Origin of the sequence: Gilliamella sp. ESL0232 (assembly GCF_013346885.1) — a bacterium.
Lineage (GTDB): Bacteria > Pseudomonadota > Gammaproteobacteria > Enterobacterales > Orbaceae > Gilliamella > Gilliamella bombi.
This window is the reverse complement of record NZ_JAAEDW010000002.1, coordinates 238,914-256,629: the sequence shown is the minus strand read 5'-3', so window position 1 is coordinate 256,629 and position 17,716 is coordinate 238,914. Positions and strand designations below refer to the sequence as shown.

The following is a 17,716-nucleotide window of genomic DNA, read 5'->3' as shown; positions in this document are numbered from 1 at the left end:
GTGTTATATTAAAGAGGTATTGTTTGAGAATTCAATAAACTATATTTGTTAATTATCGTTTACAAATCAAAATAAAGTCGGCATTTTATCACATTTCATCATAGTTAATATACCGATTTTCTAATTTCAAATTTACATTAACAATGCTTTGGCTTATCTATTAAGTATTAGTAATAACTCGGAAAGTAGTTCGTTTGAATAAAAAGGATTATTTATTAAGTATTTCTCTGATATTTATCAGTATAAAATAAAGCCTTTATTGACAATAAAGGCTATTTAAAAAATAGAAAGTTAACAATCAAGTTATATTATTTTAATGCATTAATGATTTCGTCAATTTGACGATCTATGCTTTCAGCACCACCACCCGACAAATACCAAAGATCAGGAGTTAAATAAACAACCTGTGTTTTGCTTTTGTTTAATACTTTTTGTGAAAAAAAGTGCTCAGCCATACCTTGATTGCCGATTGCTTTGCTACGATCAACAACAAAAATAATATCAGGTTTGACTGATTTAATGTAATTATCATCAATAAAAATTGGTTTTGGTTTGCCTATTAAGTTATTTGCGGGCATAACGGTGAGTGGTACCGCTCGTTTAACATCTAGTACATCGTGAATCAATGCCGCGCTTGAGCTTGAATTGATAAGAATCATCTTCCCATCGTTATGAATAGCAACAATAGCTTTTTTAGAACTAGCTTCGGCTACTGCTCGGGCATGTTGAATTTTTTCATCTAATGACTGAATAATATTATCAGCTTTACTCTCTGTGCCTGTAATATTTGCCAGTAGGTGGATATGATTTTTGGTTGATTCAACATAATTTTGGGCGTTAACACTTAAATTAATGACTGGTGCAATTTTAGATAGATCTTCAGTTTTACTAGCTTGACGGCCATCAATAATAATTAAATCTGGCTTAACTTGTCTGATTGCATCAATATTGGGTTCTTTCATATTGCCTGTATCGGTAATTGATGTTTTGTTAAATTGTTGCAAATAAGAAGGGATAACTGATAGTGGAGTTGCAACAACTATCGAACCTTTACCTAGCGCCTCTAAAGTATCTAATGCCCCATAGTTCATGACAACAACTTTTTCGGGCAACTTAGGAACTTGTACCGTTTGGTTGTTGGCAGTTACACTCATTGTTGTCGTTGATTGGCAACCAGTTAAACTTAATATAATCGATGCAATACTACTTAAAAATATCTTTTTCTGTTTATTCATCTCAATTTTCCTGTGTTTATATAAATGATAATTATTATCATTTAACAAAAAGGATTTGTCTAGCTATAAATAATTTTTTAAAGATATTGATAATCATTCTCATATAGTGTAGTCTTCATATATCTTATAAATCTATAAATGTCATTATAAATAATAGGGTTATAACAATGAAAGCAAAAAAGAAGATTAAATTGGCTACAAATGTCATTAATACTAGTATTTTGTTGTCATTATCGACAGTAGCTATAGCAGCTAGCAATTCAGATACTGACACCATGGTTGTTACTGCATCGGGGTTTTCTCAACAAGTCAAAGAAGCGCCGGCTACCATTTCGGTAATTACACCAGAAGAAATTGAAAAAAAACCTTATCGTGATGTCACAGATGCGTTGAAGGATATTCCTGGAGTAAATATTACTGGTGGTGGTGATTCTACTGATATTAGTATTCGAGGCATGGATGCCAAATATACCCTAATATTAGTAGATGGCAAAAAGGTTAGTACCCGCGAAACAAGACCAAATAGTGATAATTCAGGATTTGAACAAGGATGGTTACCACCATTAACGGCAATTGAACGTATTGAGGTTGTGCGAGGCCCTATGTCGTCATTATATGGTTCTGATGCGATGGGAGGGGTTGTTAATATTATTACCAAAAAAGTGTCAAATAAATGGCAAAGTGGTATACGTTTAGAATCGGTTATTCCTTATCGTTCAAAAGAAAAAGATACATATACTGGCAGTTTTTCGACCATGGGACCGATTATTGATGACGTTTTAGGTATACAACTTTATGGGCAGTATTCAAATCGTCATGAAGATAAATTTCTTGCTGGTCATGCAGGACAAAAATTACGTAGTTTAAATGGTAAATTGTCTTTAAATGCTACAGACACACAAAAATTTGATCTCGATTTTGGACGAGCTTTACAAAATAGTAATGCAACTGCAGGAAAAACAAGAGATAAATCTAGAAGTGATTTTAATAGAGATAATAGACGAAATACGTTTGCTTTAACACATAATGGTTTGTTTGGTGATGTCTCTACAACTTCATTTGTCTCTTATGAAGGAAATAATAACCCAAAAAGGAACATGAAAATTCGTAATACGGATGTAGATACACGTGTTACTATTCCTTTTAGTATTAACATGCTGACTTTAGGCGGAAAATATAATTATCAAGAGTTGCATGACGAAGGAAATCAACTAAAAACGACATTATCTAAAATTGATCGTTGGAATTATGCGTTATTTGGAGAAGATGAGTTACGTATTTTAGAAAATTGGAGTTTAACATTAGGATTACGTTATAACAAAGATGAAAATTATGGTAGCAACTGGAACCCAAGAGTTTACAGTGTGTGGAATATTGATGATAACTTTACGTTAAAAGGCGGTTATTCTACTGGTTATGCTACACCACAATTACGTTATGTGGTGACGGATTGGGGGCAAGTTACTGGTGGTGGATATTCTGATGGTGTAATTATTGGAAATCCAGATTTAAAACCAGAAAAAACAAATAATTTCGAAATTGGTATAGGTTATACCAATGATTATGGTATTGATGCCTCTGCAACTGCATTTTACACAAAATATAAAGACAAAATTCAATCATATTATATTTGTAATCGTAAAAAAGGAAGCAAGTGCTTGTTGAATGGTTATAGTAAAAAGTTTGACTTTATACAAGGCCGTGAAAATGTTGGCAAAGCTGATCTTAAAGGCTTTGAATTTTCATTTAAAACGCCTTTATTTACTGATTTCCTATTAACATCTAACTATTCTTGGACAAAAACAGAACAAAAAAGTGGGCAATTTAAAGGACGATCTTTAAATCGAACCCCTAAACAAAAATTCAATACTCAATTAGATTGGTATGTCACCCAACAATGGGATTTATGGACAAAAATGGCCTATTATGGCATGGAATCGTCTAATAACCGTGATGGCACAAAAGTTGAATATCCTGGTTATACTTTCTGGGACATCGGTGCATCTTATCAAATACATAAACAAGCTAAGGTTTATGCTGGTGTTTATAATCTATTTGATAAAAATGTAACTAACGATGATTTTGGTAAAACCTTAGAAGGTAGACGATACTTTGTTGGGACTGAGGTTAATTTTTAATCACTAAGTAAATTTAATTTTGTCTATAATTTTAAGGCGGCTTTTTAATATAGCTGCCTTTTTAATGATATTATTCAATTAAATATTATTTAATCTGATCTTACAATTAAATTTGTGTATTCATTTATTTATAAATTGCTTAATACGGTAATTTATTAAAAAATGGACATATTCATCCAAAACAAGAAAAGTGAAACGAGTCGGTTTATTTTAGAAAAGTTAATTGCTTCCTTCAAATGATAGATAGTAAAAATTTAGGATGGAACATTGCACTTATTTGTAGTGCTATTAATTGCGATTTATAATCAAATGAATTAAGTTTAATAATTAATTGTTCAGTAGCTTTTCATTGTACTAGGGAATTATTGACTGGACTATCAGGCTTTAACTTGATAGAAGATAAAAATCAAGTGTTTAACTGATGGTTTTGTTGGTTTAATTTGATTGGATTTGAAGTGGTTTAAGATATTATGGCAAAACTACAATAGTTCTTCATACTCAAAATCCAATCACAATAAAATTAATAATCCTTTAATAATCTCACAATCTCTTTAATATCATTCGGTGTTGTTTGGCAGCAACCGCCAATTAATTTTGCACCTAATTTTGTCCAGATTGGTAGTTGATTTTTGAAGGTGCAATCATGTTGATGGTTCTTGTGCCACTGTTTTGTTATTGGATCATATTGTTCACCTGAATTTGGATAAACAATTAATGGTTTGGTTGTAAGCTTATTGAGCACTTCTAATGCTGGAGTAACACTTTCTAACGCAATGCAGTTAATACCAAGGCTTACAATTTGCTCGAAGTTGTTTAAATAATCTATTACTTGTGATAATGGTGTGCCATCGCTAAGATGCTGGGCATCTTTTAATGTAAACGAAAACCATGCATTGATAGTTGGAAACTGCTGTATCAATTTAACTAACGCTTTAATTTCAGCAAAAGAAGGTAGAGTTTCACAAGCAAGGATATCAACTTGGGCATTAATCAAGGCTTGAATGCGATCACGGTGAAAATCAATAAATTCAGCTTCAGTTAGTTGATAGTCGCCAGTATATTCTGACCCATTAGCAAGATATGCTCCATAGGGACCAACTGACCCAGCAATCAATAATGTTTTATTTTGCTTTGTTTCATTCAAATACTGCTGTTTAGCTTGCTGTGCAAGTTCAACGCTTTTTTTTATTAATTTGATAGATTCATCAAACGTAATTCCTTTTTTTTCAAACCCTACTGGTGTGGCTTGATAGCTGGCGGTGATAGCGCAATCGGCGCCAGCTTTAAAATAGTCATAATGAACTTGATAGATCAGTTCGGGCTTTTCAATTAATACTTTTGCCGACCATAGGCTATCATTAAGATCGCATCCACGGCGTTGTAGTTCACTGGCTAGTGCACCATCAATAATAATGTGATTTTTTTGTTTGAATAGTGCACTAATTGGATTATAACTTGTCATTTTTTACTGCTCGTTTTTGATAAGATTGGGTAAAGTGATGCGCAATAAAACAGACAATTACAAAAGGAATACCGCAATAAAGCGCAATGCGTTGTTCTGGATCGAATGCTAAACCAATGCAAGCAATCAAACACAGAATAAACCCTAAAATTGGCACAAAAGGGTAAAATGGTGCTTTATATTTTAAGGCATTTTTTTGATTTTCAGATAGTTGCTTTCTAAAAAAGTAATGTGAAATGCAAATACTTAACCAAACTGCTACCACGGCGAAGCCAGAAATAGCGGTTAATGCTACAAATACAGTATCAGGAGCTATCACGCTTGAAAATAACGCTAACAATCCACCAAGCATACTTACTGCAATAGCGATCATTGGAATACCTTTATTGGTTAATTTAGCAAAGCACTTTGGTAGTGTACCTTGATTAGACAACGACCACATCATACGCCCAGAGGCATAAAGTCCTGAATTAGCGGCTGATAAAATAGCGGTTACAATAACAAAATTAAATATATCAGCAGCATATGGAATACCGATATTTTCAAATACCATTACAAATGGACTAGTAATAACGCCAGCTTGATCCATAGGTAGTAGAGAGGCTAACACAATAATGGTTCCAATAAAAAAGAGAATCAATCTTAAAATTGTTGTTTTAATGGCAAGTGGAATCGATTTTTCGGGATTATGAGTTTCGCCCGCAGCAATACCAATTAACTCGGTACCAGAAAAGGCAAAATTAACTGAAACCATCGTCATGATAATTGGTGTTATACCATTAGGAAACCAGCCATTATCGGTAATATTGTGTAAAAAAGGTGCTGGCATGTCATTTTTCATAGGAACAAAACCAAAGATAGCAGCAGCTCCAGCAACAATAAAAATAATAATAGTGATGACTTTAATGATTGAAAACCAAAATTCACTTTCGGCAAAGAATTGAGCGGTTATAATGTTTAATGCAAAGATTACGATACAAAAAATTAAACACCAAATCCAGACCGAAACAGTAGGGAACCAATACTTCATACATAATCCAGCTGCGGTTAGACTTGAACCAAGTGCCACTGTCCAAGTTAACCAATACAGCCAAGCAACGGTATAACCAGTGCCAGGACTAATAAAGCGAGAAGCATAAGTGTGAAATGCACCTGTTTCAGGCATAGCGACAGCCAGTTCGCCTAGGCACAACATCACTAAATAAACAACTAATGCACCAATTAAATAAGCAATAATAGCGCCAATAGCCCCAGCAGTAGCAATAATATAACCAGTATTAAAAAATAAACCTGTGCCAATAACGCCACCCAGTGACAACATAATTAAATGACGGGTTTTCATGGTTCGTTTAAATTGGTTTTCTGTTGTGGATGATGAATTTGTATTCATAAATTTTTTTGCTTAAGTTAAAAATAATAAGATTCCGCCAAAATTAGTGGCGGAACTAAATAGGTTAATTTGAATAATAAATTAGCTAATTATAATTGTTCAAAGAATTCTTCTTTTGTTACTTTTTTACCATTTACGTTAACTTCATCACTATCTTTGGTTAGGCTTATATCAGAATAGATACCTTTGGTTTTACCATTGCTTGAAGTAAAATATTGAGAGCTACTAATGAAAAATGCGGACATCATTTGTAGGTTTTGATTTGCTTTAGCAATTTGTTCTGGTGTTACCGTGTTAGAGTTAGGGTTTTCGATCTGTGCGGACGTATACGCTAATACATCAAATGGTGCTTCAAGTTTTAATTTTAGTGAGTCAATTTTATCGTAATCAGCTTCATCAATAGCTGTACTATCTACATCAGACATACTGAAAATTAGGTTAAGATTAATATCGCCTGCAGGATTGTGCCAATTCAATTTATTTAACGAAAAATTAATATAATGCTTTTGTTCTGTATCATCTGAGTCAGGATAACCTATTCCCAATTGATTAGTGAATAGATGCTTATCAAGTCCTTTAAAATCAATATCTATCGAGCCATAACCTAGATTTTGTTGTCCATAAATAATTGAATCTACACTACTTGAAAATGATCCATCGACAGTATTAGTGACATCATTTAGGACATTTTTTTCGTCCATAACGAATTTATTAATAACAACCGAAACTGGTTTTGAATTAAATGATGCAGGGTAGGTTAATAAAATTTTATCAATTTCAATTTTAGTTGATATGTCAGAGCCAGTTGTATAACTACCAAAGGTGTACTTGCCTTCACCAAGTTCTAATGCACTATCAATTCTTGGAAAGAATGGAACTTCATTTTGGGTAACTTTTATTGCTTTGCTTGCTAGTTTAACAGTGATATATTCGCCATAACTTATACCTGCATGTCCTGTAATAAAAGGCTGATTGCCCGCTAGCTTCCAAAGTGTCGGATTAGTTTGTTCGCTCATTTCATATTCTAACCAAGCCATTTTAGGCGCAAAACTTCCTTTGGCGAGTGCAGCGATAGGAAATGGACCATGATGAATAGTAACATCATCAGAAAATAAGGTTTTAGGTTGAGCATCGTCGCCTGTAGCATTTTGGAGTGATGCTGTAATAGTTAAATGCAATTTAGTTGAAAAGATATTCTTTTCATAATTACTTTTTATAATATTAAACGTGAAATCGTTTTGAGTTTGATTAATTTTGTTTGTAATTTGTACCAATTCATTATCGATGTTATTTTCGATCATGTTGCCTGTATGCCATGCAGTGCCTACGTAAGCAACCCCTAATACAGCAAATATTCCTATAGCAAGTGTGGTTTTTTTCATTATAGATCTCTTAGTTATTTATTATATTTTAAATTATCATTCCTGATGATTTATAAAATCAACTAGAAAATTTTTAACATATTCAACGTGATAAATTAATTGTAATCCTAGTTGTTATAATTTTAATCGATTTGAGCTTTCTAGGCGATAGTTTTTTGATGTTTTGTAAAATGCACCTATACAAGTTTAAATAAGTACCTTAGCATATTATGGTGCATATATTGTTAACTACTACGCTTGAATCTAAAATAATCGCCAAATTAACCAATATCATTGAAACATTTTATAATTTTTTTAGTGTCGCTAAAATAAATTAGAAATTTCCAAAAAAATCTTTTTTATCTAGTAATTGTCCATTTACCTTTACGCTTTGATTGCCTTTTGTATACTCCACATTAGAATAGATACCTTCTGTTTGATCTTTATTAAAGATAAAAAATGGTGATCTACTAAAAAACATTTTGGCATTGTTTTTTATTACAGCGCTTTCTTTTGCAATTTGTTCTGATGTAACTTGCTTAGTGTTAGGGTTTTGGATTTGTGCGGACAAACTAGCTAAAACATCAAACGGAGCTTCGAGATTGAATTTAAGTGTATTTATTTTGTCATAGTTTTCTACATCAGTATTTGAGCTATTTATTTCTGATATATTAAACAATAAGTTAACATTAATGTCGCCACTAGCATTGTGCCAATTCAATTTATTTAACGAAAATTCAATATTGTGTTTGTCGCTCTCACTTATGTCAGGATCAGTTGTTTCAAAGTGAGGATCGAAAAATTGTCTACCAACCCCTTTGAAGTCAATATCAAATGATCCACTACCTAGATTTTGTTGACCGTAAATAATCGAACCAATACGACTTACAAGCGAACCTTCAATTGTATTATTGCTGTCATTTAAGATATTTTTTTGACTCATCACAATTTTGTCAATAATCACTGATTCGTTTTTCGGTGTGGATGATTTGAAATTTAATGTAATTTTATCAATACTGCTTTGCTCATCAATATTTCGATTTTTGTAGTTAGCACGACCTTTTGATTTTAAGTTGTCAATATTAAAATTCCCTTTTGAAAGATAGCTATCAAAACTGTAGTTAATATTGCCAATATTAAATTCATAATCGATGTCTTCTGTGGTAGTCAGTGGCTTTAATGACAGTTTAAAGTCATCAAAGTTAAAATGATGGGTATCGTCAGAAAGAAAAACTAATTTATCCAGTTTGATTTCAGCCTTGATGTCAGAACCATCGGTATAGCTACTAAAGGTATAACTGCCGTTACTGATATCTAAGATACTATCATGAATGGTTGGGATTTCGTTTTGCGAGGCTTTAATCGCTTTGCTTGCTAGTTTAACGGTAATATATTCGTCATAACTCACGCTTGTATGTCCACTAATAAACGGTCGATTGCCCGCTAGTTTCCACAGTGTTGGATTTGCTTGTTGACTCATTTCATATTGTAACCAAGCCAATTGTGGGGAAAAAGTCCCTTTTGCAAGCGCAGCAATAGGAAAAGGACCATGATGGATAGTGACATCGTCATCAAATAAGTTTTTTGGATAACTACCTTGAATAGTCGATTCACGTGGTGATACGGTCACTGTTAGATGTACTTTTGTTGAAAAAATACCTTTGTCATAATGGTTTTTAGTAACGGAAAATGTGAAAAGATCTTGGGACAGGTTAACTTTGTTTGTGATTAGTGCTAATTGGTCATCAATATGCTCTTCAATCATATTACCGCTGTACCATGATGTACCTGCATAAGCCATACCTAATACAGCAATTATTCCTATAGTAAGTGTGCTTTTTTTCATTGTGGCTCTCTTAGTCGTTTATTGTAATTATAGTTATCATTCTTGATGACTTGCAAAATCAGACAACAAATTTTTAATATATTCAATGCGATCGATTCGTTGCAATTCTGATTTTTGTAATTTTAATCGATTTGAACTTTCTAAGCGATAATTTTTTGGTTCTTTTTGAATTATTTCAATTAAGTAATCGACTGACACCTTATTATTATTACCGAATTCAATATAACCGCCTTTTTCACTAAATTCAATCTTAGTAATGCCTAATTGAGTTGCGTGATAACGGATTTTGGTAGTTTCTAGTAAAAAAAGCACTGCATCGGGCAATTTACCAAAACGATCTCGCATTTCAACTTGAATATCGGTGAGTTCGATAAGATCGATGATACTGGCAATACGTTTATATAGTGATAAACGTGTATTAACATCGGGAATAAAATCATCAGGAATAAGTGTTGGTAAGCGTAACTCAATTTCTGTTTGTTGATTATTGAGTAATGATTCTAGTGTCGGTTCTTTGCCTTCTTTTAATGATTTGACGGCCTCATCAAGTAGCTCAATATAAAGGTTAAAGCCAATAGTCTCAATTTGACCGCTTTGATCGCTGCCTAATAACTCCCCAGCACCTCGGATTTCAAGATCGTGTGTGGCTAGAGCAAAACCTGCACCTAAATCTTCAAGTGAGGCAATTGCTTCTAGGCGTTTTTTGGCATCTTTAGTGAGTAATTTAGGATGTGGGGTTAATAGATAAGCGTAAGCTTGATGATAAGAACGTCCAACTCGTCCTCTGAGCTGATGTAACTGGGCTAAACCAAATTTATCGGCACGATCAATTATAATGGTATTGGCATTAGGAATGTCGATACCAGTTTCAACAATGGTTGTACAAACAAGTATGTTAAAACGTTGATGATGAAAGTCATTCATTACGCGCTCTAAGTCGCGTTCATGCATTTGCCCATGACCAATGGTAATTCGTGCTTCGGGCACCAGCTCTGCCAGTTTTTCGCTTACTTTTTCGATATCAGAAATATCATTGTGTAAGTAATAAATCTGACCACCACGTAAAATTTCACGCAAAATGGCTTCTCTAATCACGAGATCATCATATTCTCTAACAAAGGTTTTCACTGCTAAACGGCGAGCTGGAGGAGTCGCAATAATAGAAAGATCCCGCATACCACTCATTGCCATGTTGAGGGTTCTTGGAATTGGCGTTGCGGTTAGTGTTAGAATATCAATGTTTGCTCGCATTGCTTTAATTCGTTCTTTTTGGCGGACGCCAAAACGATGTTCTTCATCAACAATCAACAAGCCTAAATCTTTCCATTTGATATCTTCTTGTAACAATTTATGTGTGCCAATTACAATATCAATTTTGCCTTCACCAAGAGCTTCTATAATACTTTTTTGTTGTTTGGCGGTTTTGAATCGAGACAGGCTTTCTATGCGAATTGGCCAGTTTGCAAAGCGATCACAAAAACTTTCGTAATGTTGTTCTGCAAGTAAAGTTGTAGGAACTAAAACTGCTGTTTGTTTATGATTAATAACGGCTAAAAAAGCAGCTCGGATCGCTACTTCTGTTTTACCAAATCCAACATCACCACAGACTAATCTATCCATGGCATAAGGAGAGCACATATCGCCAATTACTGCCCCAATGGCATTTTGTTGATCATCAGTTTCTTGATAAGGAAACCCTTGGCAAAATAGTTCATACTGCTCTCGGTCTTGTTTAAATTCAAATCCGGGTTTACTTTCACGTTCAGCGTAAATATCTAGTAATTCAGCTGCAACATCTCGTACTTTTTCGGCCGCTTTTTGCCGTGCTTTACTCCAAGCATCAGTACCTAATTTATTGAGTGGTGCGTTTTCTTCATCGCCACCAGAATAACGGCTAATTAGATTTAATGATGAAACAGGAACATAAAGCTTGGTGTCATTGGCATATAATAGAATAAGATATTCAGCCGTAATCCCACCTGTTTCTAATGTGGTAAGTCCTGCATATCGACCAACGCCATGTTCTAAATGGACAACGGGTTTGCCGGGTGTTAGCTCAGCTAAACTACGAATAAGTGAATCAGTATTGATAGCTTGTTTATTTTCTTTTTTACGACGAACTACTCGTCGTCCTAATAGCTCATTTTCAGTAATAAAGGCAAAATTATCTTGCTGATTGATAAAGCCTTGTTCACTAGCTCCAACGATTAAATAAAATCGGCTATCACTGTTTTTTCGTTCATCAAGTAAATTGATGGTAGTGGGATGAATACGAATTCGTCCAAGAATTTCTTGTAAAGCCTCTTTGCGTCCTTCTGATTCAACCGAAAAGATGATTGTTCCTGCAAAATTTTCAACAAATTTTTGAAATTGCAAATAAGGATCTTTTTGTTGAATCTCAATAGCAATATTAGGTAATGCTATATAAGGCAAATTAACGTTTTTATTTGATTCAGTGGTTATTGCATGCGATAAAACCATTCTTGAGTAGTTTTTGAAATTGGCAAAAATCTCGTCAGTTTTAGACCAAATAACATTTGGTGCAAGTAATGGTCGCATAGGATCGACTTTGCGACTTTCATAACGTTGGGTAATATCTTGCCAATATTTGTTAGCACATTGCTCAATATTAACTGTATTGATAATTAAGCTATTTGTTAAAAAATAAGAAAATAGAGGTGTTAATGGTTCGTTAAAAAACAGTGCTTGCCAATATTCAATACCGGTTGGCAAAATATTTTTACTAACTTGTTGATAGATGCTTTCTGAGTCTAATCTAACCTCAAATTGTTCTCGCCATTGACTACGAAACAACTCAATAGCTGTTTTATCGAAAGGAAACTCATGGGCTGGTAGCAATTGTATTTCAGCAATTTCACCAAAGGTACGTTGAGTTTCGACATCAAAAGTACGGATACTGTCGATTTCATCATCAAAGAAATCGATACGATAAGGCTTATCACTGCCCATGGGGTAGATATCAAAAAGCGCTCCACGAGTAGCATATTCGCCATGCTCCATAACTTGGCTGACTGAACGATAGCCAGAATTTTCAAGTTGAAGGCGTAAATGTTCTCGGCTAATTTGTAAGCCTTTTTTCATCATAAAAACATGTCCACCCAAATAACTTTGTGGGCAGACTTTTTGCATTAAGGTATTAATGGGTAAAATTAACGCCCCTTTGGTTAAATGTCCAAGATGATAAAGGCAAGATAAGCGTTCTGATACGATATCTTGATGAGGAGAAAAGCTGTCATAAGGCAATGTTTCCCAATCTGGAAAGATAATAGGCGGGAAGGATGTAAACTGCTTTAGTTCTTCATGAATGCGCGAAGCTTGTTGCATATCATCAGTGACAATCACAACTATACCTTCATGTGCATCTATAGCTTGAGCGCAAAATTGTGATAAGGAAGAGCCAACTAGCTGCCCAATTTGCTTTACTTCACCTGATTTTTGAGGAATTAAGTTTGAAATATTAACTGTTTTAGACATGATGAGTTCGTTGATTTCGCTGAAAATTTATTGTCAGATTATAACGTAAGTATGAGGTTGTTTTCTATAACTGTTTAATCCTGTATGATAAGCACCTTGCATTTAACTAGCAAAACTTTGTAAAAAAGTTTCAGGTAATATATACGTTTATGTCAAAAATATTTCGTCCATTAGTATTTTTTATTGGTTTGCGCTATGTATACGGGCAAAAAACGGATGGGTTTGGTCGCTTTGTATCATGGTTGTCGATGATTGGGATTATGTTAGGTTCAATTGGTCTAATTGTGGTCTTATCAGTCATGAACGGGCTTGAAGATCAGATGCAAAGTAGTATTTTAAAGTTTTTACCTCAAGCCCAGATCACAATACCACAAGGTAGGATAGATCCTAAGGTCATTACTCGTGAGCAATTTAATCAGATTCAAGGTGTTAATCGTATTAGTTCTTTGGTGTCGAGTGATGTGGTTTTGCAAAGTGAGCAAAGTATCACTGTAAGCACACTAATGGGCATTAACCCAGAAGATGATGATCCTATTAATGATTATATCTATAGTGGATCGTTATTAGATCTTCAAGCAGGGCAATACAATGTTATCATAGGGCAAACGTTAGCTAATCAATTAGGTGTAACCGTTGGCGATAAAATACGTTTAATGGTAACAGATGCAAGTCAAATTACCCCAGTTGGGCGTATACCTTCCCAGCGTTTATTTAATATTGTAGGACTGTTTACCGTTAACCACGATATCAATCAAACGCTTATTTATGTCAATCAATCTGACGCTAAAAACTTATTACGTTATCCTCCTAATATGATTAGCAGTTGGCGTCTATTTTTAGATAAACCACTGGATATTGCCTCGATAACCAATACCCCATTACCTGATGGATTAGTCTTTAAAGATTGGCGAGCTAAACGCGGTGAATTATTTCAAGCCATTAAAATGGAAAAAAATGTCATGGGATTACTCATTAGCCTGATTGTGATTGTTGCGGCTTTTAACATTATTACTTCATTAAGCTTGTTGGTGATGGAAAAGCAAGGCGAAGTCGCTATTTTAAAAACACAAGGTCTGTCTCGCTTTAAAATTATGTTAATTTTTATTATTCAAGGTGCAAGTTCAGGAATAATTGGCACGTTATTAGGTAGCGCCTTAGGACTGCTACTTGCTATTAACTTAAACGAAATCATGCAATTGTTAGGTTTATCTTTAGCTGGTATCTTGTTACCTTCATTGGTTGAACCATCGCAAATTATTTTAATTATTATTGGATTGCTTATGTTATCGCTAATTTCAACACTTTATCCTGCATATCGTGCAGCCAATATTCAACCTGCCGAGGCTTTACGTTATGAATAATTCACAAATATTACTAAGTGCCAAAAATCTTTATAAAACTTATAACGAAGGCAAAATGGTAACCGAGGTTTTAAAAAATGTCTCGTTTGACATTTATTCACAATCATTACTTGCCATTATAGGTAGTTCAGGATCAGGTAAAAGCACTTTACTGCATTTGCTTGGTGGCTTAGATAATCCCACATCTGGCGAAATTATTTTTAAATCACATCAGTTAAATCAATTATCTGAACAAGAAAAGGCACGTCTACGCAATCAAGAAATTGGCTTTGTTTACCAATTTCACCACCTATTGCCTGACTTTACCGCGCTTGAAAATGTAGCCATGCCACTATTAATTGGCGGCGTTTTACCCAACGAAGCTAAAAAACGGGCTATGGCAATGCTAGAGTCGGTTAATTTAGTCAAACGAGCAAATCATCGTCCTTCCGAGTTGTCTGGCGGAGAACGCCAACGAGTGGCAATAGGGCGTGCATTAATTAATAACCCCGCTTTAGTAATGGCTGATGAGCCAACAGGTAACCTTGATAAATCAACAGCCGATTCTATTTTTGAGTTACTGATTAAATTAAATCGTGAACATGGAACTGCGTTTTTGGTTGTTACACATGATCTTGAGCTTGCTAATAAACTTGATAAACAAATGGTGATGAGAGATGGTCAACTTTCTGATAGCGCATCATCAGATAACAATTAATGGATAATTAATATGAATTTATCTTTAATTACCGCCATAAAATTTCGAAAAGGGCGTCGTAAAAGTGGTATGGTGTCATTAATTTCGATTATCTCAACACTCAGCATTGCTATTGGTATTGCGGCATTAATTATTGGCTTAAGTGCCATGAATGGCTTTGAGCGTGAATTACACAATCGAGTGTTATCGGTAGTGCCACATGGACAATTTTATCCAAAATACGGCAATTTAGATAATTGGCAACACGTTCAACAAGAACTTAAAGACAATAGTAATATTGTATCAGCCTTACCATTTGTTAATTTTACTGGATTAATTGAAAATGGTAGTAAGCTTGGTGCAGTACAAGTACAAGGTCTTGACCCTGAACAAGAAATGCAATTTAGTTCACTACCGAATTATGTACTGAATAAAAAATGGCAAGATTTTAAGCCCGATAGCCAACAAATTATTATTGGAGCAGGGCTTGCTAAAAATTTATCAGTGAGTGAAGGGGGATGGGTTTCTTTATTAATTCCTGTTTCGAGCAGTCCAAATCAACTCAAACCACCTAAAAGAGTCCGTTTGCAAGTAGTAGGGATTTTAGAATTAAGTGGCAGCTTGAGTAATAACATGGCCTTAATTCCATTAACAGATGCACAGAAATTACTAAATATGGGCGATAGCGTTACAGGTATTATGGTAAATGTAAAAGACGTTTATCAATCCAATAACCTTATTGGTCAAGCAGCATTAAGGCTTGACGAAGATCTGTTATTTAATAGCTGGGAACAGACGTTTGGCTTTATGTATCGTGATATTCAAATGATTAGGCAAATCATGTATCTGGCCATGATTGTGGTCATTGGCGTGGCTTGTTTTAATATTGTATCCACTTTAGTCATTGCCGTAAAAGATAAACAGCGTGATATTGCCATATTAAAGACCCTAGGCGCAACTAATCGTTTAATCAAACATATTTTTATATGGTATGGGGTGATTTCAGGGTTAATTGGCAGTCTAATTGGAGTTATTTTAGGCGTAATACTGTCATGGCAACTTTCTAACATCATGGGCTTTATTGAGTCATTAATGGGGCATAAAATCTTAAATAGCAATATCTATTTTATCGATTTTTTACCATCCGAAATTCATCTATTTGATGTGGTGATAGTGTTTATAACTGCCATGTTACTTAGCTTAATTGCTAGCTATTATCCAGCTAAACGTGCTTGTAAGATTGAGCCTGCACGGATTTTAAATAGCTTTTAAATAGCTTTTGTATAAATAAGGCGCTGTTTAATGATAATCAGCGCCTTTTTATTATTAATAATAGACATAATAACCATTAGGTAAAGCATAGTGCATATATTGCACATAGATCCCCAATGCAGTCACAATAAATACAAGACCAATAATAAGCAGAGTTAACTTACTTGGGTATTTGAACATTTTAATACATAACGAAACAACCCCACCAAGTACAAAACCAGCACAAGCACCACCAATATGCGCCATATTATCGATAGATGGCAATAACCCTAACCCAGCAGTTAATACTAAACTCACCAGCATTGCTTTGACTGGCATTTCTTGTATATTGGTTCTAAATACCAAACAATAAGCCAACAATGCGGTAATAATACCCAAAATAGCACCCGAGGCACCACAGCTAATCACATTTTGATTGATGGTGGCAATATTGCTTGATAAGCTTCCTACTAGCCCTGAAAAAAAGTAAATGCCAACAAAAGCAAGGCAAGGAATGCGTTGTTCTAAAATAGGACCAATGCTCCATAATGCCAGCATATTCATAGCTAAATGAGTAAAACTGACATGCATAAATAAATTAGTAAACATGCGCCAATATTGGCCAGAAAAAGTTAACTCCGCAACATCGGCTCCCCAATCAATCAAAAAATGATTTTCATATAATGGCGAAAACCCACGGCTATCAACTAGCCGAAATGCAAAAAAACACAGAATATTGATTACTACTAGCGTTGTGGTGATTTTAGATTGACTGGCGTAATATTTAATATCATTAAAGGTGCTCATTAAAAATCCTTTTGAATAGGTAAATTTTATCGATAGAGGTCAGTTAATCTAACCGTTTACCTAATATCACTAAATCACGCTGAACATTATCTAATTCAGCAATTTTTGGAAGAAGTCCCCATTGTTGATACTGCATTTTTTTAAATAAATTAACACTAGGTAAGTTATGTCGAAACACATAGCTAAAAATTGCCTCAATTCCAGCCTGTTTAGCAAATTGTTCAATTTTATCCACCATAAATTGACCAATTTTTTTGCCACGAAAATCTTGATGAAGATATAAGCTAATCTCAACGGTTTTATAAAAAGCGGGGCGACCATAAAACGAAGATAAACTAATCCAACCACAAGGTTTATCTTGATATTTAATTAACCAAAGTGGACGATTGTTAGGGTTATGCTGGTAAAACCATTCCAATCGACTTTCAACAGAAACAGGTACTGTATCGGCAGTAACTTGGCGACCAGCAATTGTTGAATTATAAACATCAACAATAAATGGTAAATCTTCTAATGTAGCATCGTGGTAAGTAATCATTTTTTTTGCTTTAAGTGGTTTAAAGTGAAATTATTGTAATTTTATTATTGTTTATTGGCAATAAAGCATATTTTTTATAGTGAGAAAAATAATGCATAGTAATATTTCACATTTAAAATAAAATCAATTCACTAGATGGATTTTTTGAAAATACAA

At 34.2% G+C, this 17,716-nt stretch carries 12 protein-coding genes; 4 read left to right on the top strand and 8 right to left on the bottom strand.

All coding sequences use genetic code 11. The annotated features are described in order from the left end of the window. Nucleotides 1-308: 308 nt before the first annotated feature. Nucleotides 309-1,235, bottom strand: a complete 927-nt coding sequence (locus GYW75_RS04240; protein WP_174798556.1) for a siderophore ABC transporter substrate-binding protein — start codon at nt 1,233-1,235, stop codon at nt 309-311. A gap of 167 nt (nt 1,236-1,402) precedes the next feature. Between GYW75_RS04240 and GYW75_RS04235 the strand changes: the two genes are divergently transcribed. After that, nucleotides 1,403-3,373 (top strand): TonB-dependent receptor domain-containing protein, encoded by a 1,971-nt coding sequence (locus GYW75_RS04235; protein WP_174798555.1) that lies wholly within the window; start codon nt 1,403-1,405, stop codon nt 3,371-3,373. A 520-nt stretch (nt 3,374-3,893) separates the two neighbouring features. Here the strand turns inward: GYW75_RS04235 and mmuM are convergent. The 5 genes from mmuM to mfd all read right to left on the bottom strand — a co-directional run bounded on the left by mmuM (nt 3,894) and on the right by mfd (nt 12,927). After that, complete coding sequence (gene mmuM, locus GYW75_RS04230; RefSeq protein ID WP_174798554.1) at nt 3,894-4,835, bottom strand: homocysteine S-methyltransferase; 942 nt, start codon at nt 4,833-4,835, stop codon at nt 3,894-3,896. Next, entirely contained in the window at nt 4,822-6,225 is a 1,404-nt protein-coding gene (gene mmuP, locus GYW75_RS04225; protein ID WP_085163920.1) for an S-methylmethionine permease, read from the bottom strand. Before mmuP ends, mmuM begins: the two co-directional genes overlap by 14 nt. An 89-nt stretch (nt 6,226-6,314) precedes the next feature. After that, nucleotides 6,315-7,607 carry a DUF945 family protein gene (locus GYW75_RS04220; RefSeq protein ID WP_174798553.1) on the bottom strand — a complete coding sequence of 431 codons (1,293 nt, stop codon included), beginning with the start codon at nt 7,605-7,607 and terminating at the stop codon, nt 6,315-6,317. A 313-nt stretch (nt 7,608-7,920) separates the two neighbouring features. Then, nucleotides 7,921-9,432 (bottom strand): YdgA family protein, encoded by a 1,512-nt coding sequence (locus tag GYW75_RS04215; RefSeq protein ID WP_085163922.1) that lies wholly within the window; start codon nt 9,430-9,432, stop codon nt 7,921-7,923. Nucleotides 9,433-9,468: 36 nt separating this feature from the next. Further along, a complete protein-coding gene (gene mfd, locus GYW75_RS04210) occupies nt 9,469-12,927 on the bottom strand; it encodes a transcription-repair coupling factor (RefSeq protein WP_174798552.1) in 3,459 nt (1,152 codons plus the stop codon). A gap of 158 nt (nt 12,928-13,085) precedes the next feature. Here mfd and lolC point away from each other — a divergent pair, with 158 nt between their 5' ends. The 3 genes from lolC to lolE are packed head-to-tail and all read left to right on the top strand — an operon-like array spanning nt 13,086 to nt 16,236. After that, nucleotides 13,086-14,288 carry a lipoprotein-releasing ABC transporter permease subunit LolC gene (gene lolC, locus GYW75_RS04205; RefSeq protein ID WP_174798581.1) on the top strand — a complete coding sequence of 401 codons (1,203 nt, stop codon included), beginning with the start codon at nt 13,086-13,088 and terminating at the stop codon, nt 14,286-14,288. Beyond that, nucleotides 14,281-14,985, top strand: a complete 705-nt coding sequence (lolD, locus tag GYW75_RS04200; protein ID WP_065590452.1) for a lipoprotein-releasing ABC transporter ATP-binding protein LolD — start codon at nt 14,281-14,283, stop codon at nt 14,983-14,985. The genes lolC and lolD overlap by 8 nt, the downstream gene beginning before the upstream one ends. A gap of 12 nt (nt 14,986-14,997) precedes the next feature. Further along, entirely contained in the window at nt 14,998-16,236 is a 1,239-nt protein-coding gene (gene lolE / locus GYW75_RS04195) for a lipoprotein-releasing ABC transporter permease subunit LolE (protein ID WP_194240425.1), read from the top strand. Nucleotides 16,237-16,290: 54 nt separating this feature from the next. Here lolE and GYW75_RS04190 read toward each other — a convergent pair whose 3' ends face one another. Continuing rightward, a complete protein-coding gene (locus GYW75_RS04190) occupies nt 16,291-17,022 on the bottom strand; it encodes a rhomboid family intramembrane serine protease (protein WP_174798551.1) in 732 nt (243 codons plus the stop codon). A 43-nt stretch (nt 17,023-17,065) separates the two neighbouring features. After that, nucleotides 17,066-17,560: a GNAT family N-acetyltransferase gene (locus GYW75_RS04185; RefSeq protein WP_085163926.1), complete on the bottom strand. Its 495-nt coding sequence runs from the start codon at nt 17,558-17,560 to the stop codon at nt 17,066-17,068. Nucleotides 17,561-17,716 lie beyond the last annotated feature (156 nt).